The organism is Paenibacillus eucommiae (genome assembly GCF_017874215.1).
Lineage (GTDB): Bacteria > Bacillota > Bacilli > Paenibacillales > NBRC-103111 > Paenibacillus_AI > Paenibacillus_AI eucommiae.
This window is the reverse complement of sequence record NZ_JAGGLB010000024.1, coordinates 129,371-153,907: the sequence shown is the minus strand read 5'-3', so window position 1 is coordinate 153,907 and position 24,537 is coordinate 129,371. Positions and strand designations below refer to the sequence as shown.

Annotated in this window: 22 protein-coding genes; 19 read left to right on the top strand and 3 right to left on the bottom strand. The window is 51.0% G+C overall.

The window, feature by feature from the left end; translation table 11 throughout:
* Positions 1–313: 313 nt before the first annotated feature.
* From J2Z66_RS28540 to J2Z66_RS28525, 4 genes are all read left to right on the top strand, one after another.
* The gene (locus J2Z66_RS28540; RefSeq protein ID WP_209976146.1) at positions 314–586 is read left to right on the top strand and encodes a PBPRA1643 family SWIM/SEC-C metal-binding motif protein; all 273 of its coding nucleotides are present in this window, start codon (positions 314–316) and stop codon (positions 584–586) included.
* A 39-nt stretch (positions 587–625) separates the two neighbouring features.
* Positions 626–1,171 carry an SEC-C metal-binding domain-containing protein gene (locus J2Z66_RS43020; protein ID WP_245375900.1) on the top strand — a complete coding sequence of 182 codons (546 nt, stop codon included), beginning with the start codon at positions 626–628 and terminating at the stop codon, positions 1,169–1,171.
* A gap of 412 nt (positions 1,172–1,583) precedes the next feature.
* Positions 1,584–1,736 (top strand): hypothetical protein, encoded by a 153-nt coding sequence (locus J2Z66_RS28530; protein WP_209976145.1) that lies wholly within the window; start codon positions 1,584–1,586, stop codon positions 1,734–1,736.
* 14 nt (positions 1,737–1,750) lie between these two features.
* The gene (locus J2Z66_RS28525; protein ID WP_209976144.1) at positions 1,751–1,969 is read left to right on the top strand and encodes a hypothetical protein; all 219 of its coding nucleotides are present in this window, start codon (positions 1,751–1,753) and stop codon (positions 1,967–1,969) included.
* Between the two features lie 294 nt (positions 1,970–2,263).
* Here J2Z66_RS28525 and J2Z66_RS44160 read toward each other — a convergent pair whose 3' ends face one another.
* Complete coding sequence (locus tag J2Z66_RS44160; RefSeq protein ID WP_376774491.1) at positions 2,264–2,503, bottom strand: helix-turn-helix domain-containing protein; 240 nt, start codon at positions 2,501–2,503, stop codon at positions 2,264–2,266.
* A 202-nt stretch (positions 2,504–2,705) separates the two neighbouring features.
* The gene (locus tag J2Z66_RS28515; RefSeq protein WP_209976142.1) at positions 2,706–3,650 is read right to left on the bottom strand and encodes a ketopantoate reductase family protein; all 945 of its coding nucleotides are present in this window, start codon (positions 3,648–3,650) and stop codon (positions 2,706–2,708) included.
* 149 nt (positions 3,651–3,799) lie between these two features.
* Here J2Z66_RS28515 and J2Z66_RS28510 point away from each other — a divergent pair, with 149 nt between their 5' ends.
* The 4 genes from J2Z66_RS28510 to J2Z66_RS28495 all read left to right on the top strand — a co-directional run bounded on the left by J2Z66_RS28510 (position 3,800) and on the right by J2Z66_RS28495 (position 7,363).
* On the top strand, positions 3,800–4,390 hold the full coding sequence (locus tag J2Z66_RS28510) for a TetR/AcrR family transcriptional regulator (protein WP_171682358.1): 591 nt from the start codon (positions 3,800–3,802) through the stop codon (positions 4,388–4,390).
* Between the two features lie 444 nt (positions 4,391–4,834).
* A complete protein-coding gene (locus tag J2Z66_RS44155) occupies positions 4,835–4,900 on the top strand; it encodes an SEC-C metal-binding domain-containing protein (RefSeq protein WP_209976176.1) in 66 nt (21 codons plus the stop codon).
* A gap of 133 nt (positions 4,901–5,033) precedes the next feature.
* Entirely contained in the window at positions 5,034–7,157 is a 2,124-nt protein-coding gene (locus J2Z66_RS28500; protein WP_209976141.1) for an ATP-binding protein, read from the top strand.
* A complete protein-coding gene (locus J2Z66_RS28495; protein WP_209976140.1) occupies positions 7,154–7,363 on the top strand; it encodes a hypothetical protein in 210 nt (69 codons plus the stop codon). Before J2Z66_RS28500 ends, J2Z66_RS28495 begins: the two co-directional genes overlap by 4 nt.
* Here J2Z66_RS28495 and J2Z66_RS43555 read toward each other — a convergent pair.
* On the bottom strand, positions 7,323–8,306 hold the full coding sequence (locus tag J2Z66_RS43555) for an S-layer homology domain-containing protein (RefSeq protein WP_209976139.1): 984 nt from the start codon (positions 8,304–8,306) through the stop codon (positions 7,323–7,325). The two genes, J2Z66_RS28495 and J2Z66_RS43555, sit on opposite strands and share 41 nt — an antisense overlap.
* 113 nt (positions 8,307–8,419) lie before the next feature.
* Here J2Z66_RS43555 and J2Z66_RS28485 point away from each other — a divergent pair, with 113 nt between their 5' ends.
* The 11 genes from J2Z66_RS28485 (at position 8,420) to J2Z66_RS28435 (ending at position 23,878) form a co-directional block, all read left to right on the top strand.
* Entirely contained in the window at positions 8,420–9,091 is a 672-nt protein-coding gene (locus J2Z66_RS28485; RefSeq protein WP_209976138.1) for a response regulator transcription factor, read from the top strand.
* A 167-nt stretch (positions 9,092–9,258) separates the two neighbouring features.
* Positions 9,259–10,341 (top strand): amidohydrolase family protein, encoded by a 1,083-nt coding sequence (locus J2Z66_RS28480; protein ID WP_245375898.1) that lies wholly within the window; start codon positions 9,259–9,261, stop codon positions 10,339–10,341.
* A complete protein-coding gene (locus J2Z66_RS28475) occupies positions 10,338–10,691 on the top strand; it encodes a Rieske (2Fe-2S) protein (protein ID WP_209976136.1) in 354 nt (117 codons plus the stop codon). Before J2Z66_RS28480 ends, J2Z66_RS28475 begins: the two co-directional genes overlap by 4 nt.
* Positions 10,692–10,963: 272 nt before the next feature.
* Complete coding sequence (locus J2Z66_RS28470) at positions 10,964–14,515, top strand: DUF4838 domain-containing protein (protein ID WP_209976135.1); 3,552 nt, start codon at positions 10,964–10,966, stop codon at positions 14,513–14,515.
* A gap of 205 nt (positions 14,516–14,720) precedes the next feature.
* Positions 14,721–15,701 carry an ABC transporter permease gene (locus J2Z66_RS28465; RefSeq protein ID WP_376774490.1) on the top strand — a complete coding sequence of 327 codons (981 nt, stop codon included), beginning with the start codon at positions 14,721–14,723 and terminating at the stop codon, positions 15,699–15,701.
* A gap of 30 nt (positions 15,702–15,731) precedes the next feature.
* On the top strand, positions 15,732–16,610 hold the full coding sequence (locus J2Z66_RS28460) for a carbohydrate ABC transporter permease (RefSeq protein WP_209976133.1): 879 nt from the start codon (positions 15,732–15,734) through the stop codon (positions 16,608–16,610).
* A gap of 72 nt (positions 16,611–16,682) precedes the next feature.
* Complete coding sequence (locus tag J2Z66_RS28455) at positions 16,683–18,233, top strand: extracellular solute-binding protein (protein ID WP_209976132.1); 1,551 nt, start codon at positions 16,683–16,685, stop codon at positions 18,231–18,233.
* Positions 18,234–18,254: 21 nt separating this feature from the next.
* Entirely contained in the window at positions 18,255–20,612 is a 2,358-nt protein-coding gene (locus tag J2Z66_RS28450) for a helix-turn-helix domain-containing protein (RefSeq protein WP_209976131.1), read from the top strand.
* Positions 20,613–20,631: 19 nt separating this feature from the next.
* A complete protein-coding gene (locus J2Z66_RS28445; protein ID WP_209976130.1) occupies positions 20,632–21,921 on the top strand; it encodes a Gfo/Idh/MocA family protein in 1,290 nt (429 codons plus the stop codon).
* Between the two features lie 37 nt (positions 21,922–21,958).
* The gene (locus tag J2Z66_RS28440) at positions 21,959–22,744 is read left to right on the top strand and encodes an alpha/beta hydrolase (protein ID WP_209976129.1); all 786 of its coding nucleotides are present in this window, start codon (positions 21,959–21,961) and stop codon (positions 22,742–22,744) included.
* 81 nt (positions 22,745–22,825) lie between these two features.
* A complete protein-coding gene (locus J2Z66_RS28435) occupies positions 22,826–23,878 on the top strand; it encodes an alpha/beta hydrolase family protein (RefSeq protein WP_209976128.1) in 1,053 nt (350 codons plus the stop codon).
* Positions 23,879–24,537 lie beyond the last annotated feature (659 nt).

Genomic DNA, 24,537 nt, shown 5'->3' with positions numbered 1-24,537 from the left:
CGGATGAGCGGGCTGAAGTCTTGCGTTTTTTGCTTGGGGATATACTGTGTACGGATTGGACAATAGGATCTACTTGCAAGGGTTAACCTGCTTTCTTGACTAGAAGTATTAGTATGTTCGTAACGTTACTTATATATTAGATCGGGTAGGTAACTAGAAGGTTACATGGAAATGGGGGCACATCGTATAAGATTTGTTCACACTGAGCACTCGACACATGTGGAGTGCGTAGTAATGATATATCGGGAGGATTGATTACATCCCTTGTCGAATAAGAAAAAGATAGCAAATCATCATGATAGGGGTTGCTAAAATGGCAAATTTGGGAGATAGCAAGAAACCTGCAATAATTAGAGTTGCAACGGAGGAACGAGCTCATGAAATTTATGCTTTGTGTGAGAAGAATGGTTGGAAAGTAGTCATTGGAATAGAACCTGATAAAGTAGAGGATATTTCGGATATTCAGAGGTTGCTCGGACACAAAGTAGAAAATACGAAAACGATATACAGTAACAATTCAATCGGTCGAAACGATCCTTGCACTTGCGGTAGCGGCAAAAAGTATAAGAAATGCTGTGGAGCGTGATACAGTGAAATTACTAAGGTATGAAGGTGGCGGTATGGATTGCATTATGCATCACTCTATGAATTTTTGCCGGAAATTGCCGAAAAAGAAACAAGGACAGTATCCCTGAATAGAGACTATTCAGATCAAGTTCCATCAGGAAACTATGGTTTGATCGAGTATTACTGCATCGAACCGAAATGTGATTGCAGGAGAGTAATGCTGTATGTAATGTCCGAACGGGAGAGAAGTAATGTAGCAGTCATTAATTTTGGATGGGAAAGCCGGAGATTTTATGAGAAATGGCTCGGTGATAAGAATGAGGAATTGATTATGGAGTTAAAAGGCCCATGTTTAAACACATGGAGTCCTCAATCCTCTTATGCTCAGGAACTACTAACGATTATTAAGGATGTTGTTTTGAAAGATGCGGAGTATATAAACAGACTTAAAAAACACTATGATATGTTAAAACGCAAGATAAAGACTCAAGGTGATATGTCTGGGGATAGAGAGAGTAAGGTAAAGACTTCCGTAATTGTCGGTCGCAATGATCCGTGTACTTGTGGCAGCGGCAAAAAGTATAAGAAATGCTGTGGAGCGTGAAGAACAATTTAAAAAACGTAGGACAAGCAATCCTAAGCCAGAGGAAGCTGAGTGCAACCGATAAGACTCAAATCGGAGCTGTAGTTATTCTTCAGAAATAAATGAGATTGTCCATCCATTTGTCATTACGAGTATAGGAAATCCCGACTAGCTGATAACGGTACGACTGATGTAGTCAGACGACGATAGACGTTCGCCCGTGTATTGCCGTATCAGCCAATCTCTATCATCTACACTCGCTCCCATCTGATTGCTAGGTGGGGGCTATTTGACGTTCACGTTGACCAGGGATGGAATGCCCACATCTGGGGATACGCCATCTTGTGCATCGTAAATTTGCTGGCAGTCCGTTATCCATTTGATCGTAGCAGGTTCGGCACTTTGTAGCTGAGAGGGAAGGGATCAGGGGAGGATGAGTGTTAGCAGCAGCCCGCCCTCCGCTGAAATGAGTGTACTCCACTTAACGATGATTTTCATCGTTAAAGTAAGTGTTCCAGGTCAATCCGTCACGTTAACGATGTTTTTCATCATTAAAAGAGGCAGGATGGCCTCTCAGGGTGGTTAAAAGGGATTTTAACGATGATTTTCATCGTTAAAGCAAGGTTGTGGAGAGGATCTGCTACTTTAACGATGAAAAACATCGTTAAAGCATCAACTCCTCTCAGCTGCGCGTTCTCTTCTTCCCCAGCGCCAGCGCCCGCTAGGAAATCTCTACTAACGAAAAGAAAAACCCTTGCTGGCAGTCCGTTTGAGCTTGGTGTTCGTGTGATTCGTGCGATTGTAGCCAAAGAGAGGTAAGGGGTGTGGGAGGAAGAGCGAAAGCGTCCGCCTTTAAAGATTTGTTCCTACCTCCTCATCCATTCCATTCAAGGGAACAAATCTTTAACAGCGGCTGGAGCCCACACCCCTTCCCTCCACAACGTACCCAAGTCGCGAACACGCTCATCAAAGGACACCGCAAGGGACTGTTGACAAAAGCCAATTTTACGAAAAATGACTTTTAGATACCCAGTGTTTATGCGGGTTCTCAAACGTCAATTTCGTCAATAAGGTAATTTGTCAACAGTCCCGCAAGGCATTTTTCTTATCGGATCATTGTCGGTTGATGTTGTTTTTGCGAAATTGGGTGGGGGACTGGCCTTTAAACTTTTTGAACAGTTCGTCAAAATAGTTGATCGAACCGATGCCGACTTGTTCGGCGATGAGAGTGATCGGGAAATCCGTTTGGACAATCAAATCTGCCGCTTCATTGATTCTGTACGAGTTCAGATACTCGGTAAACGTACGGCCCGCTGTTTTTTTGAACGTACGGCAAAAATGATGAATGCTCATGTTGGCGAGCTTCGCGGCTTCCTTTACCGAAATTTTGTCCATATAATGATTGTTGACGTGGATCATGACATTCTTGAGCTGCTCGAAATGACGCTTATCGGCTTGGCTGTCACGGAGGATTTCGCCTTCTGCCGCGTGCTTGGAACAAAATAGAATCTAAGGCCAAAATTATCCGCATGATGACAGAGAATCCTGCAAATTTTTATGATATGGAATTTTCAATAGCTTTGTGTTGTTCATTGTTTTCAAATGCCACAGTAAGACGTGGTAAAGGTATACCTAACTTTTTTGCTTCTCTCACAACTTCAAGTACCGCAAAACCTGCTTTACTATTGTTGTATTCGATGAAAAGTCGTGGTAAGCTGCCCTTTGCAAAAATAACCTTGTTAAAAAGCATACCGAGAAGTGCTGGTGGAATCTTAGTTAACAGTAGAGAAATCGTATCAATCTTTGCACCTCTTGCTTTAAGTACAGGGATAATTCCCCTCATATTCTTACCAACATTTGCGAATGAGTCACTATGATTCATGAGTGCTGGAAAACTTCCCAGTTTTAACACCTCGGTCTCTATAGCCGCATTCATGGCAAAGTGATTCCATAGCCAGTTTTGCATATCCTTTATCCAACTAATTTTAAAATGGGCACTTTCAAATAGTTCTTTGACCTTGTTGTTAATATGTTCAGTGCCTACCCGTGGTTTTTCCAGAAATAGCATTTTCAAAAAGCCACCTCTAAGCCTATTGTCCGCGATGCCGCCGCCTCCTCCTGGGAACCCAAAGACAACATTGTTCATAGACAATGGTGAGATCGATGATTTCAAATCTTGCCAAACGTTATTGAAAATTAGGACAGGGGTGTTTCCAGCAGCAGTCGATAGTAATTGTGCTGCTTCTGGAAGTTGTTCCGTGTTGACACTCACAATAATGAGATCATAATCTGGGCTCATCTCCTCATGCAGTTTGACGTTCCAGCTTTCTTTTATTAGCTGTTTCCCTCTTCGTGCGTCCCACATTTCAAGCTCTATGTTGCTTCCGAAGGTTTCTTTTCTCCCTTTTCTAACGTAAAACTCAACTGTATGCCCTGCCTTTTCAAAAGCCCAAGCATATTGGGTCGATATTACACCTCTACCGAAGAATAAAATTCTCATATTGCCTCCTAAACATATATATTAATCCTTGTTAATGATCAAACAACGTGTTGTATAATGTTATTGTATAGATTCACTATACGGTCATCAACCATCAGATTTTTAATATCTGTCGTATAATCGATTGAACAGAAAAATGGAGGCAAATAATGAATAAGCAACCTGAAATTACGGACAAAACAAGGCAAACATTTATAAATGTATTCTGTGATCTATATAGCCAAAAACCAATTGAAAAAATATCCATTCAAGAGATTGCTAACCAATCAGGATATAATCGCAGTACATTTTATCAATACTTTACGGATATCTATGAGTTGTTGGACTGCGTTGAAGAGCGTGTCTTGAAATCCATTAACGAGGAAATGGCAGGCAGAGAGTTTTCTACACATACTTTCCAAGATGCACTTCAATGCTTGGAAAATGCAGAGGAAATTTCAGTTCTTAAAGCCCTCTTGGGCGACTATGGTTCTGTTCATTTTGTTGAACGCCTGAAAAGAGAAATTCCCTTTGAGAGATTGATTGTGGACTTTCCAACAAATGATGTCTTAGCACCATACATAATTGAGTTTTACATATCAACATTAATATCTATGTTTCGCCTTTGGATACGCAACGGCAAAGATCTATCGTCGGAAGAATTGGTCAAGTTGGTAGATAGCCTATTTGCAAATGGGATAACACCGTATCATATCTTTGGCATGGTCAATCCGCGGCGCCCTGATTCGAATAAAAAGTAAGGGGACGAGGAGAAAGAGAATGAGGGACTTTAATATCGGCTCATCTTGCCATTTGGCGGGTATCATTGGCGCATTCTTGATATACAGGGCAATACGGCCTTGATTTTAACTGAACACATGATCGAACAACACTCCTATATTACTGACAATGAAAAAAATACGGTGAGCGGCAGTATGAAGTTGATTTTATCAATCAAACGGCAAAATCAATAAATTACGAAACCCGCCCATGTGGAGTGCGTGGTAAGGATATATCGGGAGGATTGATTACATTCCTTTATCAAATAAGACAAAGACAGCAAATCATCATGCTAGGGGTTGTGAAAATGCAAATTTGGGGATTGCAAGAAACCTGCAATAGTTAGAATTGCAACGAAGGAACGAGCACATGAAATTTATGCTTTGTGTTAGAAGAACGGTTGGAAAGTAGTCATTGAATAGAACCTGAGTCGAAACGATCCTTGTCCTTGCGGCAGCGGTCTGAAGCATAAGAAATGCTGCGGAAAGTGATGAAGGCGAGGTTGAGCGCGCCGGGCTTTACGTGTAAATCTTTTTGTAGTTTAAATAACCTATTGCGCCTCCCTTCGTAAATTGATATTGTTACTTTTGGACTATATCTCTGCTTAACATGCACAAGAGGAAAATGAAGCAGGGCGGCGAACGGGGGATCAATTTGCTACGAAAACAACGTTGGGTATTCGCGCTTATCCTGCTTATCAGCGGCGGCATGTTCGCCTGCTGGAGCCCATCCGCCGGAGCGTCATCCCTGGAGAAAGCTTACGATGCCGCCGTGGGCGGTATCGTCGATCTGCGTCTGGACGACAGCCCGAAGGGCAAACAATCTGTCAAGCTGGCAGGAGCATGGCTATTTTATTGGCAGCGATTGCTGACGCCGGCCGAGTGGCAGCGGGAAACATCGCCCGTTTCCTATCTTAATGTGCCTCTATCCTGGAAAGCGGAGCCTGCTTCGACCGGTGTCGATTCACCGTACGGCTACGGTACGTATCGGCTGGAGCTGCATATCGCCCCGAATCAAATCGGCCAGAGTAAGGCGTTATTTATCCGCTCGATTGGCAGCGCCTACCGGATTTGGATCGACGGAGACGAGAAGCTTGGGCTTGGCACCGTCGGCACGAACCGCAGCGGAGAAGTGCCGGAGTCGCGTATCAATCTTCTGTTTTTTCAACCGCAGCAGGATACGGTCGAGATTGTCATCCAGACGTCAAACTTTTCGTTTCGCGAAGGCGGCATCATCGGCGACATCGTTTACGGCGATACGGCAGCGCTCATTCCGTCGATCGTCCGATCACTGCTGTACGATTTGTTTCTCGTCGGCGGGTTTCTGCTGATCGGCCTTTATCACATTGTCATTTACAGGTTGCGCCGAAAGGATATGGCCGCGCTGATCGTCGGCGTCGTCTATGTCGCGTTCGCCGCACGCACGCTGTTCATCAATGGCTACGTCTCGTCGCTCGTGCTCGGCATCGACAGCTGGGAGCTGCTCGTTAAGCTGGAGTACGGAACGGAAATTATCATTTTCCTGTTCCTTGCGCTGCTTATGCACCGCATGTATCCGTCGGAAACGCACCGGCTGGCGTTACCGGTGACAGGCGTGTTTGCGGCTTTGCTGGCCGTTTACGTCATGGCCGTTCCGGCGCGCGTCTTTACGCAAACGATGATCATTCAGTCGGCGGCGGAAGCGCTGATCATGCTTTATTTCATTTTTTACGTCGGGGCGAAAGCCGTCGTACGCAAAAGGGAAGGCGCTGCATTGCACTTGATCGGCATGGGGGTGCTGATTGTGGCGCTGATCAACGATACGCTGTACTGGGCTCGCGTGACGGGGACTAAGGAATGGTTAGGCGAAGCGGCGATCGTCTTCCTGCTGCTGCAGGCGCTTATTATTTCGTACCGCTATTCGTTGCTGTCGCAGCGGAACGATACGCTCGTCACCGAGCTTGGGCAAATGAATGCGACGCTGGAAGACCAGGTGGCGGCAAGAACGCGCAAGCTGAACGAAACCAACGAGGAACTGTCGGAAATGAAGGCGCTGCGGACGAAAATGCTGGTCAATATCGCCCACGACCTCGGCACTCCGCTGATCGGCGTACAAACGTATTTGCAATTGATGGCGGAAGGCAAGCTGGCGCCGGGAAATCCTGATATTACGAAGCTCTTGATCGACAAGACGGCGTATATCCGCCAGCTGATCGACGATTTGTTCAAGCTGTCCAAGCTCGAATCTCGGGCGCAGCCGCTGCTTCTGGAGCCGGTCGACGCCGCGGAGTGGATGGCCGAGCTGACCGAACGCTTCACGGCCGACCTCGGTGCGAGCGGGATGCGCCTCGTTAACGATATCGTGAGGACGAGCGTTGCAGGGATGCCCGTTCGGCTGCGGATCGATCGATATCGGTTGATGCAGGCTCTGCACAATATGATCGATAACGCAGTCAAGTTCAGCAAGGACCGCAGCGACACGATTGTACTGCGTGGGTATGCAGAGCCGTCGGCCGAGCTCGGAGGAACCGCGTTCGTCATCGAATTGGAGGATCGCGGCGTTGGCATTGCCGCGGGCGAGCTGCCGCTCGTGTTCCGCCGATTCTATACGAAACGCGGAGGCAATGAGCAGGGAAGTGGCCTTGGCCTTGCGATCGTGCGCGAAATCGCTCTCCAACACGGCGGCGCCGTCGATGTCGCCAGCGAACTTGGCCGGGGCAGCACGTTCCGCATCTTGCTGCCGGTTGCGGACGAACGGGGAACGGCTTGACCTGTCGCAGGAAAACAAACAAGGCAACGATCGTGGCGGCTCAGGCCGTGCGATCGTTGCCTTGTTCGTTTGTTGTGGCCATTGAGTTAGGGTCCGAGTCCGCACGAGCTGGCGCCGCAAGCGCTGGTGACGAAAGCGGAAGCGGCTACGATGCTGCAGCGGCTGCTAAGGTCGTCCGGCCTGATCTGATCGGCTGCCGGCTATGATGCTGGCAGCTATGGTATCAGCCGCACCTTGCCGCGCCCAGGCGGCGATTTGTCCGGCGTCGGCAAACGGCTGCAGCTTCGCATCCGCATTGGCCGAAGCCAGCCGATCTTTCAGTCCGGTCATCGTCATTGCTTTCGCAATCATCGTCATCGCCTGCTCGCGAGTCACGCTGTCCCCCGGCTTGAAGCTGCCGTCGCCGAAGCCTTCGATCAACTGGTGCGCATAGGCGGTGCTAACCGCATCCGCATACCACGCGGCAGCGTCGACGTCGGCGAATACCGCCGCTCCGCGTTCCAGCCGCAAGCCGAGACCGCGTACGAGCATCGAGGCGAATTCGGCGCGCGTCACCGCGCGATCGGGTGCGAAGCGAGTCTCGTCTATGCCGTTCACGACCATTCGCGAGCCCATGTCATTGACGGTGTCTTGCGCCCAATGGCCTTCGACGTCGGAGAAGGTAATCGGGTGCCAGACAACCGAATACGTACTGTTCGTCAAGCTGCTTACGATCGCCACGTAGCGGCCGTCGGTCGTCCGTTCGACTCGCGTCGGAACGTGACGCACGGTGCCGTCTTTCTCGACGACGACAGCCGTTGTGATGCGCGATGGATCGACGTTGTTGGGCAGCACGATCGTCCGTTCCACATAAGCGTTGAACGCCGACACCTCGATCGAACGATCGCCGTTATTCGCAGTGATAGCAAATTCCAGCGGTGGCAGGACGAGCCCGAATCCGCCCAGCTCGACAATCTGCACCGTATCCGCCGGCGGTTCTGCGATTTCAATCCGGATGATGATGTCCTTCGGCGCCACCCCGCTTCCCAGTTGCTCGGAAATGGCGTCGATGTTAATTTGCCGCGCGGGAAGCCTGTAGGTGGCTTTGTCGGTTTTAAATTCGACGATCGCCTCTTTGCTTTCCATATGGAGGAAGTGACGTTTCGTCACGATTTTACGAAATCCGACAAGAAACGAGTGTCTGTTCCCACCCCTGCGCTTGTGGCCGCCGGACGGCGGAAATGGTACTATAGAGGAAAAGACAGGATGGGAGCGTGTGGATAATGGACAAGCTGAAGGTGTTGATCGCCGAAGACGATCATTTGCTGCGGACCGGAATCGCGCTTATTATCGATGCCGAGCCGGACATGGCGGTGGCCGGCTCCGTGGAGGATGGCGAACAGGCGCTCGCCGCGATCGAACGCAGCAAACCTGATCTTGTGCTGCTCGACCTGCAAATGCCGCGCATGGACGGCATCACCTGCATCCGGCACATCCGCCGCCTGCATGCTGACCTGCCGATTTTGATATTGACCACATTCAACGAAGAAGAATATATATTTCAAGGTCTGGCATACGGAGCGAACGGTTATTTGTTGAAAAATCTCGACTTTCGTCAGTTGACGCAGACGATCCGCGATGCGGCGCAGGATCGGAGCGTGCTGCCCGCCGAAGTGGCCGCCAAAATCGCCCGCTACGTCATGAACGACGGCACTTATATGAAAGAACGCGGGTTGGTCCTCTTCTTCGAGCGCAACCCTCACTTTTCGCCCAAAGAGCAGCAACTGATCAAGCTGCTGCTCGGCCGCCTGTCCAACAAAGAAATCGCCTCGCAGCTATTCCTGGCCGAAGGCACCGTCAAAAACGCGTTGACAAGGCTCTACGAAAAATTGGAGGCGGACAGCCGCATCGATGCGATTCATAAGCTGGAAGCCTTGCTTCAGGAAGCGAACTGACTGTAACGAAACGGCAAGAGCAGCTTATGGAAGAGGTCAGGAAACAAAAGTACACTTAAATGAAGAAAATCCGATTGCAGGAAATGCATCCATCTCATATGCTCGGTTCTATTGGTAGCAGATCCACATAATGACGGCGGTGTCTGTCTGATAAGGAGTGATTGAGATTGAAGGATGTACCAGTACTGATCGACACGGATGTGCATAATGCCCTGCGAAGCGCAAAAGATTTACTCCCTTTTCTGCCGAAGGTGTGGCATTCGCAATGGATCTCCAGCGGGATTGGCGTCGGGGCTGTGTATACGTCCCCCATAGGCGGGAGCCGGAAGGATGCCGTTCCCGAGCAAGGCGGGAGCCCCGGCAGCGATCCCCACTTCCTCTTGAAGCATCATATGGATGCGTATGGGATTGATTACGCGATACTGACCGGCTCCGGGTTGCTGGTCCTCTCGCTCCAACCCGACCCGGATTATGGCAACGTAATCGCTGCGGCATGCAATGATTGGATGGCGGAGCATTGGCTTGCGGTTTCGCCGCGTTACAAGGGATCTATATTCATCAATGCATCAGATCCTCAGGCGGCGGCTAAGGAAATTCATAGAATCGGGCATCATCCGGATATGGTGCAAGTAATCATGGCTAGTGCCGCGCGTTTCCCTTATGGGCAGCGGTTCTATCATCCAATCTATGAAGCAGCTGAACAGTACGGGCTGGCGGTCGCCATCCATCCGGGAACGGAAGGCCGCGGCATATCGGGGGCTCCGACTCCATCTGGATACCCCACCCGATATATGGAGTGGCATAACATATTGCCGACGAATTATATGACCCATATTAATAGTCTGGTTTGCGAAGGGGTGTTCGAGAAGTTCCCGCGGCTTCGTTTCGTTGCGATCGAGGGTGGAATCGCCTGGATGCCGCATCTGATGTGGCGCATGGACAAGAACTACAAAGCGCTTCGTGACTCTGTGCCTTGGCTAAAGCGGTTGCCCTCTGAGTATATCCGGGAGCATATCCGGCTGACTACACAGCCGATCGAGGAGCCGGACGACCCGGAACAGCTCTTGCAGATCTTGAAGATGATAGATGCGGAGAAGACGGTTATGTTCTCCTCCGACTACCCGCATTGGGATTTCGACAACCCGCGTATGGCATTGCCGCCGATGCCCAAGCCGTTGAAGCAGCGAATATTAGCCGGGACGGCTATGGATCTGTACGATCTGCATAAGCGGCCGGAGGCACGACCATGACGCGTTATTATGCGGGGACCTTGGCGGACATCCCGGCAACCGGCGGCAAGATCGTAAGCATCAAAGGGATGGAGATCGGGCTGTTCCGCGTGCGGGGCCAACTCGTAGCATGGCGCAATGTGTGTCCGCATGCAGGCGCTCCCGTATGCAGAGGACCTGTCTGCGGCACGAGGCTGCCTTCCTTGGTATACGAATACGAATACGGGATGGAGCACGAAGTGCTGCGATGTCCCTGGCATGGATGGGAATTCCAATTGACGAACGGGGAGCATCTGGTGGATCCGACTATGAAGCTGCGCGGCTTCCCGGTGGAAACCGAAGGCGACCAGGTATACGTGATAATGGGGTAAATAATGGGATAAATAGGAAGCGATAACTCCTTGTCGGACTTAGACGGCGGGGAGTTTTTGGCGTGGCTTAAGAAAGTGCTATCCCTTGAAACGGGGGCGATAAAAGTGTGATTGCCGGAAATGTCCAATCCTTTTATATTCAAGACATAAATAAAGAGGTGGAGAGAACCTTGCAAGTCTATAACCCAAGAGGAGGAAAACAGCGAGGAAGTCAGGAAGGCATAGGGCACCTGGGAATTCGTTTCATGTAGGCCAATGAGAGGAGCATGAGCTTGAATATCAAAAGGAACCATGTAAGTATGATGTCGAAGCTGCTGGTGTTTGTATTAACGGTATCCTTGTTTGCTCAGATTTTCTCCGGAACGGTATTCGGCCTGGGGGATGAGAGCGAGTCGGGCATCGAGCTGGTGTCGGGCGGCGTGGGCCAGGCGGTCGTCATTACGAGCGTCTATGCGGAGGATAGAACCTTATCCGCCGCCCAAACGCTCGTGAATTATGTATTTCAATCCACGGGTGCGACGTTCCCGATCATGACGGAAGCGGACTATGAGGCCGATCCGAACCTCGCAAGCAAAGCGCGGATCTATGTGGGGACAACGGGCGCAAGCGGGGACCCGGATGCGCAGGACAAGGTAGATGCGCTCGATAATGACGGTTTCGTGATCCTGCCTTACGACGATACCATCATCATAAAGGGGCCGACTGCATGGGGAACCGAATTCGGCGTTTATGAATTTCTTGAACGTTATCTCGGAATACGCTGGTTGTTCCCTGGAACGGACGGCGAGGACGTGCCGCAGCTGACGGCTCTTTTGGTGCCGTACGGAGATGTGATCCAGGAGCCGGCGTTCAAGAGCCGGGTCTTCAGTCCGATCAACGAAGATGGGAAAAGCAGTTATGCCGTACAGAACTTGTGGTCAGAACGCAACCGGATGCACTACCGGGATAAGTTCCATCACAATCTGTACAAGATGTTTCCACCTTCCAAGTATGGAACCACCCATCCGGAATATTATCCGGCTGTCCCTAAGGATGATACGGTGGGGGCGGGCTGGCAGCCTTGTCTGACAAACGCAACTGCGCAAGAAGCGATCGCTACGATCAACCAGTATTTCACGGATCATCCGGAAGAGACCGCATATTCGCTGGCTATCAACGATTCTGGTGGCTTCTGTGAAGAGAATCCTAAGGAAATTTATTACCATTGGGTCAATCAGATCGTGGAGGAGGTGCTGCTCGTACATCCGGGCAAACAATTCGGTGTGCTGGCCTATCAGGATGTCAAGCAGCCCCCGACATTCGCGCTCAATCCTAACATCGTGGTCTACATTACGCGGGACCGTTGGAACTGGATCAATCCTGCCCGCAAAGCAGCCGATCTTCAGCTTCATGCGAATTGGGAAGCAGTGGCCAGCCGTATTGGCTGGTACGATTACCTGAACGGGACCCCCTATCTGCTACCCCGGATCTATAATCACCTGATGGCCGATAATTATGAGCTCGCCCAAGACCTAGGGGTAGAGGGCCAATACGCGGAGCTATACCCGAACTGGGGAGAAGGCCCGAAGCCCTGGATCTCCGCTAAGCTGCAGTGGAATCCGGATCTGGATGTGGACCAGCTCACAGAAGAATGGTACGATCGTGCCGTGGGGCCGGCGTCCGCACCGTATTTGCAAGCCTATTACGATCATTGGGAGGCGTTCTGGACCGATCGGGTGAAAGCATCCCCCTACTTTGCTGCTCCTTCCTCCATCCGGCCGGACTATATAGAGCTGGTCACGCCGGATGAGGTCGGGCAGAGCCGGGAATGGCTGGAGATGGCCGTAGCCCTTGCCCAGACGGATAAACAGGAAGCCCGCGCGAACATGCTGCTGAGAGCCTTCGAATATTTCGAAGCGTCCGTGCTCAGCTATCCGCAAGCCGTGGACCCGCCCGCAAATGAGACAGAGGCTCTCGCGATGCTGGAGCAAGCCGCCGGAAAGTATCAGGAACGCCTGCAGATGGGGCAGAAACGGCTCGACCTGCTGACGGAATTCAAGACGGACCCGGTCCTCATTCATATGTCCAGCGCTTTATCGAAGAGCACGCTAGTCTGGTCCGGTTACAATGTGAGCGAATTCTGGTCGCTTGTGAATTATATGAAGCAGCATGAGCCTTCCGGCGGTCCCGTGACCGACCTGACTGCCCAGTTGTCGGGAGGCTTCATTCCTTCCTCGCGCGAATATGCGCTGCTGTTGCAGGCTGCTATGTCTTTGTCGAATCTGATAGTCAATCCCTCCTTCGAGGTTGGAACCGATCAGGCCCCCCCTTGGGACGTATACAAAACGACGGGAACTAGAAGCTTCAGCCGCATAGAAGGCACGGCTCTGACTGGGAACGCGAGTCTGCTGGTGGAGGGTTCGGGCTGGGGAGGTCCCGGTCAGATCATCGCGGGCGAGGGAGGGTTTGCAAATATGCAAGTCAGCTACAAAACTGTATCAGCGGTCGTCTATGATCGGGACGTGATACAGATCGGGTTGAATTTGCTAGACGAGAACGGGGACCTCATCAAGAAAAGCTCGGTCCGTTCCGAGATCTTCCCGCTATCCGCGGGATCGGGGACATGGGCAACCGCTTATTTGAACGGAGAAATTCCGGAGAAAATTGGCAGCGTTCTAGTTAAGAAGCTGCAGCCGGTCATTCTGGTGGAGAGCGACCATCCGGTAGAGGTGATCCTCGATGATGTGAAGGTGTACAATCTCAGAAGCTCTTCGGTTCCCAGCGGGAGCGCAACGGTAACCGGGACAGTGTACAGTTCGGGTCATGCGCCGCTCAGCGGAGCGACGGTCACGGTAACCGGGACGGTATACGATGCAACGACCGATACGCAGGGGAAATATACGATTGCTGGCATACCTCCCGGGGTCCATACAATTACAGTAGCGCACGCCGTCTATGACGACGTCGTCACCGAAGAGTTCGAGCTGGCCAAGTGGGAGATGAAATCCGTCAACGTCTCCATGACGGACGAGGTCCCGCCTGTCCTCTCATCCGTAGCCGCCGGTCCGGTGCCGATCGGCACCCGAATCCCGGCGACCAGCTCGGAGAGCGGCATACTCTACCTGGTGCCCGGCAACATAACGCCGACGCTGGCGAATATAGAGGCTGCCGCCAACGTGACAGTCGGCAATACGGTCTACGGCACGCGAACCTCCGTCAAAGCGGGAGTGGCCGGTGCCCTGAACACGGCCGCATTCGCAGCGGGCAGCTACAAGGCCTACGCGGTTGACGCCGCGGGCAATGTTTCTACCGCCTCGGCGGCGATTGAAGTAGAGAGCCCGCCGCTTCCAGCGACGTGGACTCTCAATCCGTCCTTCGAGTCCGGCACGAGTACGGCCGACCCGTGGACGTTATCCTCGAATACAACCTTGACGAGAACATTCGAGCGCGTGGCGGGAACCGCTTATTCGGGAACTGCCAGTGTCCTCGTCAGTGGGACTGGATACGGCGGACCAGCCCAGACGTTTAATGTCCAGCCAGGTGATGCTACCGTCAAGCTGCGTTATAACACCGCATTAGGCGTAACCGGCAATGCGAATATCGGGATCGGCTTGTACCTCCTGGATGCGGCGGGGAATAACGTGCACTCCACGGCGATCAAGCCAGCTCAGAAGCTGCTTACGCAATCCATCGGAGCCTGGGGAGAAGCCTCATGGGATGTGACCATTCCCGCCAAGTTCCCAGGGACAAATACGGATGTGAAAAAGGTCAGGCTGGTCGTGCTGGTGTATAGTCTGACTCCGGTATCGGTGTATGTGGATGATGTCGATTACATCAGCCCGTAAGGGTTAGAGATTAGGATTAGAAGCCTGACTGGCCGCCCCCAGTCAGGCTTCTTTCTATATGCTGCAGGAGCTCCGCCAGTCCTAATCTTATGAGATGGATATGCATGGAAACGGCAGTAGAAAAGAGTGCGATTGCAGGAAATTCGGGCCGTCGGTATAGTCAGGATTAAGAATATGCCAAAGAAAGCGAGCCGAGATCATGAATATGAACTTGAAGCCTACAGCATTAAGCCCGCCCAACCATACGGCCGAAAAGGCCAAAGAACGGACGGCGGCTATCCGCAAGAGCAGCCTGTGGAATCGAATCAAGCGAGATAAGTACTTGTATGTATTGGCGCTTCCCATGCTGGTGTTTTTCCTTTTGTTCAAATATGTGCCCATGTGGGGAGTGATCATCGCTTTCCAGAACTACTCGCCGATCGAGGGCGTGCTGCACAGCCCCTGGGTTGGATTCGAGCATTTCCAGCGATTTTTCTCGAATGACGACTTTTGGCTACTGCTGCGCAACACGATGGCCATGAATATTTTAAACCTGATGTTCTTCTTCCCGTTGCCCATTGTGATCTCGCTTCTGCTTAACGAGCTCAGCAGCAATAAGTACAGACGGATCGTGCAATCGATCATTTACCTGCCGCATTTCCTGTCCTGGGTAATCATTATCGGCATCTGCTTCCTGATGATGTCCTCGGACGGCGTGTTCAATAAGTTGCTTGTAATGGCTGGCTTCGCCAAGTTTGATTTTCTGACGAATCCCAATGCGTTCTGGGGGATCTTGACGGTGCAGTCGATCTGGAAGGAGGCCGGGTGGGGCACGATTATTTTCTTGGCCGCTATCGCAGGCGTGGATACGCAGCTCTATGAAGCCGCCCGAATGGACGGTGCGGGAAGGTTGAGACAAGCGTGGCATATTACGCTGCCCTCTATCCGGGGGGTGATCTACATTCTGCTGATCTTAAGAATCGGGCATCTGATGGACGCGGGTTTCGAGCAGGTGTTCCTGATGATGAACGGGGCGGTGGCCGAAGTAGCGGAAGTGTTCGATACCTATGTGTACCGCAACGGGATTCGCCAAGGGCAATTCAGCTACAGCACGGCGGTGGGATTGTTCAAATCCGTCGTAGGCCTGCTGCTGGTCATCGGGGCGAACCGGTTAGCCAAACGTGCCGGGGAAGATGGCTTATATTAAACTGACAACACTTGCAGAAGGAGGATGAACATGAAGTCTCGTATGACCGATCGAAGTTTTAACGTGTTGAACATAACGTTTCTTGCGATTATCGCACTTATTACGTTATTCCCCATTTATTACATATTCGTCGTGTCGTTCACCGATCCGGACGAATATATGACCAAGGGGCTTGTCTTATTTCCGCAGCACTGGTCGCTAAAGTCGTATCAATATTTGCTGTCGAACTCGTCCTTCGTCAGAGCATCTGGTGTCAGCGGGTTCCTGGCTTCAGTGGGTACCCTGCTCAGTCTGACCGTCACGGCGGCCGGAGCCTACGCGCTCTCTCGCAAAAGACTAACTGGCCGCAAGCCGATCCTGATGCTCATTCTATTAACGACCTTGTTCCAGCCGGGACTTATTCCCCCCTACTTGCTGATGCGCGATCTTGGTCTGATTAACAGTATCTGGGCGCTGATCCTGCCTGTCTTGTCGAGCGGGTGGTATGTGATCCTGATGAAAGGGTTTTTCGACAGCATTCCAGACAGTCTGGAAGAAGCCGCGACCATCGACGGCTACAGCGATCTCGGCATCTGGTTCCGCATCATATTGCCGCTTTCACTGCCAGCTATGGCTGCTTTCGGATTATTTTATGCGGTGGCTTACTGGAATACCTTTTTCGCAGCGGTGCTGTACATCAACAATCCGGAGAAATGGCCGCTTCAGATCTTATTGCAGACGCTGCTCATCGATTCGTCCTCTACCGCTTCCGGCGACATCGCCCAAGAGCTGGCCTCCCAGCAGCGGCTTCCGTCAGAGACGTTGAAGATGGCTGCGGTAGTGATCGCTACGGTTCCGATTATGATGGTTTATCCGTTTTTGCAGAAACATTTTGCCAAAGGAGCGATGGTCGGCTCGGTCAAAGGATGAAAGAGTTTGCCTGCTAACAGGCAGACTTTCATGATATAAGTAATTCAATTATAATAGGAAAAGGTGATCTGATTGAGAAAAAAGAAAATATTAACAATGATCATTCCTCTAGTGCTGACCCTTGCGATGGTCGTATCCGGCTGTTCGAAGAGCGCCGGGGAGCCAACTGCGGGCACGGGGGTAACGAGCCCGTCTCCGAAGGTGTCCGCTGCGCCAACGGATATCAGCATCATGCTGATTCAATTCACCCCGGAGTCCTTGCCGGCAGACAATCCGGTCTTGAAGGAAATCGAGAAGCGCACGAACACGAATATGAAAATTACATGGGTCCCGAAAAACAATTTCGATGAAAAAGTAAGCGTTACCTTAGCGGCTGGCGATCTTCCAGACATGATGCAGATCAATTCGGTCTTCGCTCCGTTGGTGAAGCAAATGGCAAAGCAAGGCTTATTCTGGGACATCACGCCATATATCAAAGACTACAAGAACCTGTCCGCGCTGCCGAAGGATACATGGGAGAATTCCAAAATCTACGGAAAAAATTATGGAGTTCCGCGGGTTCGTCCATTGGACGGCGGAGGCGGTCTGCCGATGCTGCGGATGGATTGGCTGAACAAGCTGAATCTGAAGATGCCGGAAACGTTGGATGAGCTGTATATTGTATTGAAGGCGTTTGCAGAGAACGATCCGGACGGCAATGGCAAAGCGGATACGATCCCTTTCGCGGGCGAGGTTACGCCAGAATCCATGGGTAGGCTCACCTTTGTGGAGCAGGTGTATAACGGGGCCGGCACATGGAAGCTGAAGAACGGGAAGCTCGTGCACACCGCGCTCGAGCCGGGTACCCGGGATGCCCTCATTTGGCTGAACAAAGCCTACAAAGAAAAGCTGCTCGATCCCGATCTAGCGATCCGGAAGTCGACGCAGACCGAGGAATTGATCATGACCGGCAAGTCCGGCGCCACATCGGGTGCGTTGAACGCAACGTGGAAATATGCGGAGCCGCTGCGCAAGACTGTACCGGAGGCCGACATCGCGCCTGTGACTTATCTGATCGGACCTGACGGTAAATTCTCGATTAAAGAAGGCGGCTTCGCGGGCATGTTCGTTATTCCGAAAAGGGTGCCGGAAGAGAAAATGAAACAAATTCTCGCTTTCATGGACTACGGGACCTCCGAAGAGGGAGCCGATCTGGCTAACTACGGATTCGAGGGTGTCCATTACACCAAGAAGGACGGCTTTATCAATTCTACGGAACAAGCCACCAAGGATATGGTAGCGTCCAACGTGCTTGGCCAAATGTTCACGAAGTTCGCCAAATATTCCCGCGCATTTCTTACCGGTATCCCCAAGGACATGTACGATCGAAATATTAAGGTAATCGATGAAAGGGCCAAGATCAGCGTATCCGATCCTGCCATCGGACTGGAATCCGAAACCTATCTGAAGGTAGGCAAGGATTTCGACAAAAAACTTCAAGATCTCAAAACAAAAATTATAATAGGCAAAGAAGACATAGCGGCCTATGATGCCATGGTAACCAAGCTAAAAGCAGATACGGATTTCCAAAAAATCATTACGGAGATGAATGAGGCGTATCAGGCCAAGAACGCCAGCAAGTAGTCATTACGGGAGGGTAACGAATTGTTAATTCGCAACTGGATCGCCAGGTTCGTCGAGAATGCCTTGGAACGGCTGAAAGCACCTTTTTACCGTAAAAGCTTGATGACTGTCCTGACCATAGCGTGTTTGCCGATATTACTCATCGGAATTGTGGTTTATATCACGGGTGTGCGGCAAATTGAGAACGAGAGCAATCGGATGCATCAGATGCAGTTGAACCAGGCTTATGATCGGATCGAGGAATATTTGTCCCATCTGGAGCTGGTCTCGTCACAGTGGGCCTTTCATTCGGCCTTCGACATTCGGCTGCAAACGATGGATCTGCGCGACCAGTTCGAAGAGACACAGAACTTGTATGTAAGCTTATCCGCCCTGGAACGGACCGACACGATGATCGGTGAGGTGCTCCTGTATTTGCGCAACCAGCAGGTGACGATCTCCCCGGTGGATGGCGTCGTGCCGCTGGAAGACAGCACTCGGAACACTTACTCGCAGCTGCTTCAGGAGCTGGGAATGGTGTATTGGACGCATACCTTATCCCAAGGTGTAAAGCCCGGCAATAACAGAGCCCCCTTGTCCCTAGTAATCAAGCTGACCGGGATTGGTAAAGTGGAGAGCTTCGGAGCGCTTATCGTCCATCTGGACAACACGAAAGTGGCGCATCTGTTCAACGATGCTTACCGGCAGGAGGAAGGGGCTTCCTTCATCCTGAGAAAAGACGGCATGTTCGTCGCGAGAGGCGGTCAAGAAGCGGGAGATGTAGCGAAGAACGAGCTGGAGCAGGCGTTAAGTCAATATGTCTTGACCCATGGGGCGGATTCGGGTTCCGTAGTATACCGGTATAAGGCCAATGATTATTCCCTGTCTTATCGGAGCATGAACAGATTGGGTTCGGAATGGGTCTACGTAACGGCTACGCCATTGACCAAATTGACCGCACCCGTTAAAACGTTATCCCGTTTAATTATTGGCGTCAGCCTTATGGTTATGCTGATCGCGGTTATTCTATCTTGGCTGGCCTCAGGGAGATTGTACGGTCCCATTCAGAGGCTGGTCAGTTTGTTCCAGGGCGGACGCGAGGCAGCCAGAAGCGGGGATGAATTTGCTTTTATCGAAGACCGCTGGAGTAATATTTCCCGTGAGAGCCAAATGCTGCAAACGAAACTCGAGGATCAACTGCCTGCCATGAGGGAGGGATTTTTTCTTCAGCTTGTACAAGGACATTTATACCATCTGACGGAATCGGATATTAAAGAACGCTTAGAGCAGCTGGGCTGGGACACCGAGCAAAGAATATATGGGCTCGTCGTGTTGCAATTGACCGGATTTAACACGGCTTCAGGGCGATTCTCAAAAGGCGATGAACCACTTATCGGATTTGCGGCAGCGAACATCATTAATGAAATGGCACTCCCGCTAAAAGGACTGAAGCATGTGATTCATTTTCAGGATCTTTCCTTTGGCCTGCTTCTATCGCTTCCGGCTGAGGAATGGGACAATAAATGGAAATTGAATCTCAAGCTGCAGGAATGGGTGAATGCGCTGAATGCGATTCTGCATTTGAACGTAACGGTGAGTATTGGGGTTCCGACCCCATCTGTTCACCAAATTCCGCGAGCGATGGAGGATGCCAAGCGCGGCTTGAGCTATCGGAGTCTGCAGCAGGAAAATCAGGTGCTGGATATGGCCGAGCTGCTTCCTCAGGGGCGCGAGCCGATCAGTTACCCGTTCGCGGCGGAGAAAGATGTACTCCAAGCAGTTCGGCTTGGTTTGGAAGAGGATACGATTGAGGCGCTAAGACGGTTTATGGACGATTATCAATCAAGGACGGATACAGAGCTGCTTGTCCAGCAGGCCATGCTTCAGTTGCTCGGAAGTATGCAATCGGCTATTCTGCAATCGGGGTATTCCACGCACGAGCTTTTTGCGGGAGCTAATCTGTTCCTTGAACTCAGCGAGATCCGGGAGCCGGAGGAGATGCTGAGTTGGTTCGAGCACAGGGTCGTCAAGCCTTACACGAGGCTGTTAACGGAAACGCAAGGCATCCAAAATAAGCGGCTCGTCGAGCGGGTTATGGAAACCATCAGCGACCGTTACATGACGGATCTGTCTCTGGAATCGTGCGCGGATCTGCACGGGACTTACCCCCAGAAGCTGAGCGCGGCCTTCAAGAAGGTCACTGGAATGAACTTCATTGATTATGTGACCCAATTCCGTATGGAGCAGTCGAAGGAACTGCTGATGTCCACCCATCTGAAGATTAACGAGGTTGCCGAGAAGGTGGGGTATCAGTCCTCCTATTTTATCCGCGTATTCAAGAAACATGAAGGCCTGACGCCGAAGGAATACCGGGATACGCATGGCGTCGAATACAAGTAGCTCAAGCAAAGGAGAAGTTATGAAAACTTATGCGATATGCGGCGTGAGCTATCGTGCCCTGAAGATGTTCATCGACCCCATCGTTAACGGATATAAGCACCACTGTCGGATTGTCGCCTTGCTTGATGTGGACCCGGTTCGGTTCGAGGTTTGCAAGACCGCGTATCCGGCGTTAGAGGAGGTGCCTGTTTATTTGCCGGAAAACTTCAAAGCCATGATTCAACAGACGGACCCGGACGTTGTAATCGTAGCCGGGATTGATTCCAGCCATGTCGGCTATATCGTGCAGGCGCTGGATTGGGACCGCGACGTGATCACGGAGAAACCGATGGTGACGACAAGCGGCGACTGCCGCCTCGTATTGGATGCAGAGTCCCGCAGCAAGGGGCGAATTACGGTTGCTCTCAATTACAGGTATACTCCGATTCATACCAAGATCAAGGAAATGCTGCTTGACAATCGAATAGGCCGAATCACTTCTGTTGATCTGAACTGGTACCTGGATTCCTATCATGGGGCCAGTTATTTCAAACGCTGGAACCGGACCCGGGCGCAATCAGGTGGACTCTCCATCCATAAGAGTACGCATCACTTCGATCTGGTCAGCTGGTGGGTAGGGGCTGAGCCAGTTGAAGCGTTCGCCTATGGCGCACTTAACTACTATGGCTCTGAGGGGGAGTTGAATCCCAAAAAGGGTGTAGAAGGCCGTCATTGCGGAACCTGCAATGTGAAGGAGAATTGCACATATATGATGCGATGGACATCGCGGAGCAGGGAGATTGCCGTTAAGGATGACCACCTCGTAGAGGGGAATACGAACGGTTCCGGGAGATTCTTCACGGATTACCGGCCGGATGCTTGTATCTTTGATTCAGAGATCGATATAGAGGATACCTTTGCTGCCGTCGTGAAGTATGAGGGGAACGTGTTTCTGAACTACTCGGTCAATTTCTCGCTGCCTTATGAAGGATATCGGCTGGCTATCAACGGAACGAAGGGTAGAATCGAGACACAGATGTATCACAGCTCACGGATAACGTTCCCGGTACCGGCACAGACAATCGACTATTTCCCCTTATTCGGCTCCAAGGAATCGATATCGGTCGTACCGGCTCCCGGCATGCACAGCGGGGCCGATCCTATGATGCAGGAGCACCTGTTCCTGGGCCCGGACCCGACAGGACCGCACGACCGCTTACCCAGTGCACTCGATGGCGCTTATTCTGTGGCGACGGGCGAAGCGGTATGGCGATCAGCGAGAGAAGGGCTACCAATGCGAATCGCCGAGCTACTGTCAGGTACTGATTGATGATCGATCGAATCTGTAAGCGAGAGGAGCGGCCTGAGTGGAACTGATTACTTATTATTATGATGAAGACATTCAATTGAAACGGGCCCTGGACATTGCCCGACCTGTTGAATTGTCTCGCCGAACAGCATTGTTCTACATTCATGGGGGAGGCTGGAGAGGGAGCAGCCGAGACCTCTATCATGAGCATATGCAATATTTTTCGCATAGAGGTTATCTGTGTGCGTCGGCAGGCTACAGGCTCGTTCCTGTCGTGCAGTTGCCTGGACAAATGGCAGATGTCAGAGACGGCTACAGCTTGTTTATCCGGTATATAGAGGAGAATGGGCTGACCATTGATCGGATCATACTGATCGGAAGCTCTGCAGGCGCGCATCTCGCCTCTATGCTGGCCGTGACTGAACCCCGATGGCTGGAGGAAGGAGCAAAGCCTCGACTGAACTGGCGCAGGCCTACTGCTTGCGTCTCAGTCTGCGGTCCGGGAACGTTGATGAAGTGGGATAACATGGAGGTGAACATCAAACGAGCGATTGAAGAACTGCTCGGTGTCACTTATGAAGCGAATACGTTGCTTTTCCAGCAAGCATCACCGATTGAGCATGTGAATGAGCAGTCACCTGATTTTCTGTTCCTTATTGCGGGCAAGGAGAAATTGTTCCCTCATCCTTTTATCTATGCCATGAGCGATAAGCTGAAGTATTTTGGCAAGCGAGCCGATGTTGTCTTATTTCCCGAAGCCGAGCATGGTTTTTTTTATCATTTAAGAAGTGACCTGCAACTTGAAGCATTAGCCGTACTTGAAGCTTATATGGAGAGTTACTAGTAAGGTTGAACCTGTTTAAATATAGAAAATCAAGTCGGATTATATGACGTGTCATGTCGTATTTTAATAAGGAGCGATAACGTGGCATACGAGCAGTATGAAGACCGAATCCGCCTGGAGAAACAGACCAACGAGAAAGTGGATCGAACATCGCCCTTTTGCGACTTCATCTATTATGAGTCCTCCACTACACTGGGCTTACGGCTGGCCGCCCGGGTATTGAAGCCGGAAAAGCCGGGCTATATTGTGGCGGGAACACATGGCTGGCACATGGGGATTCGCGGCTTCAAACCCATGGATCATCCGCTGGCTGACAACAAGTACTTGCGAATCGAGGTGGACATGCGTGGCCGACCTTATTCCGAAGGCGACGCGGACTGCAACGGCTGGGAGTTGTACGATATAATTGACGCCATCGAATACGTTCGCATCCATTATGCGGAGTATATTGTTAATCCGGATATCGTGTATTTCGAAGCGGGCAGCGGTGGTGGCGGCAATGCACTTGCAATCGTAGGCAAATTTCCCGACACTTTCGCGGCAGCCACTTCCCTATGCGGAATATCCGACTATGCGCTATGGTACAACCAGGATGCAGTCGGGGAGTTCCGCGATGAATTGGACGTATGGATCGGCTGTTCCCCCGCTGCGAATCCAATGGCCTATCGATCTCGAAGCGGCCTGGAGACGGTCGGCAATTTGTGCACTTCGCTATATATCGTCCATGGGGAGAGTGATATTCGGGTGCCGTCGGAGCATTCGAGACGGTTCGTAGCCAAGGCGGCTGAAGCTGGCAAAAGCAGATTGGTGCGCTATCGGGAGCTGCCGGGTGTGGGGGCGCAAAGTCATTGGGATCACGCATCGGCTGAGATGATGGGGCTAATCGCGTATGAGAGTGAAGAGAATCGGCGCAGCCATCGTTTGCCGGTTCTCTTGCCAGCAAGCGGAACGTTAACAGTAGCCGGTTATGTATTCACCCGATCTTTCTCACTCATACTCGATTCGATTGATAAGGTGGCGACCCTTGAATACGATATGGATAAAGGGATGTTCGAGCTATTCTGTGAGCTGGAGTGCGATTATACATTAACAGTAGGGAGAGAGCGGTTTATCCGTAAGGCTATTCAAGTATAGAGAAAAGGATTGCTAAAAGGATTCTACTTTACTCAAACTTCGCAGAGCGAAATTATCCTTAAACCCTTAATACATAAAAGAGGATGCTGCTCGCTTCCGCAGACCGGGCAGGGCTTGCCAGGACCCACAGTTTGTATCTGCTTCTTATTGAAGGTATATCCTGATTATGGTATGCTTACAATAGAACTAAGGAGCCGGAAGGCCATCCGACTCCCTGCACAACATTTTTGGGTGGGAAACCTCCAAAATGAATCAGAGAAAATAACCCGTTCCCGTGGCTCGAAACCTGGGCGGGTTATTTTCGTTTATTCAGGTAAGTAAGCAGCGCGAGCAAGAACATGCCGAGCATAATCACTTCTGTCAACGAAAATTGCATAGCATCACCCCCGCTCTGGAGGCGATACTTTCCCACCCAAGTCATATTGTACTGGATCATTTTACCAAATTTCACTATGTTAAGACAGGCCTTTTTATACAGGAATCATGCAACACTCCATGACCTTTGGGTTGATATGGAAATTTATGTAAGCATCAATGGATAATTAAATATAAGTTGAATATTATAAAATAATACAATTACATACAAACAACACAAACAACACAAACGGAGTTACGCGGTTTCGCGGCTCCGTTTTGCTATGCACTGATCGTTGTTATGT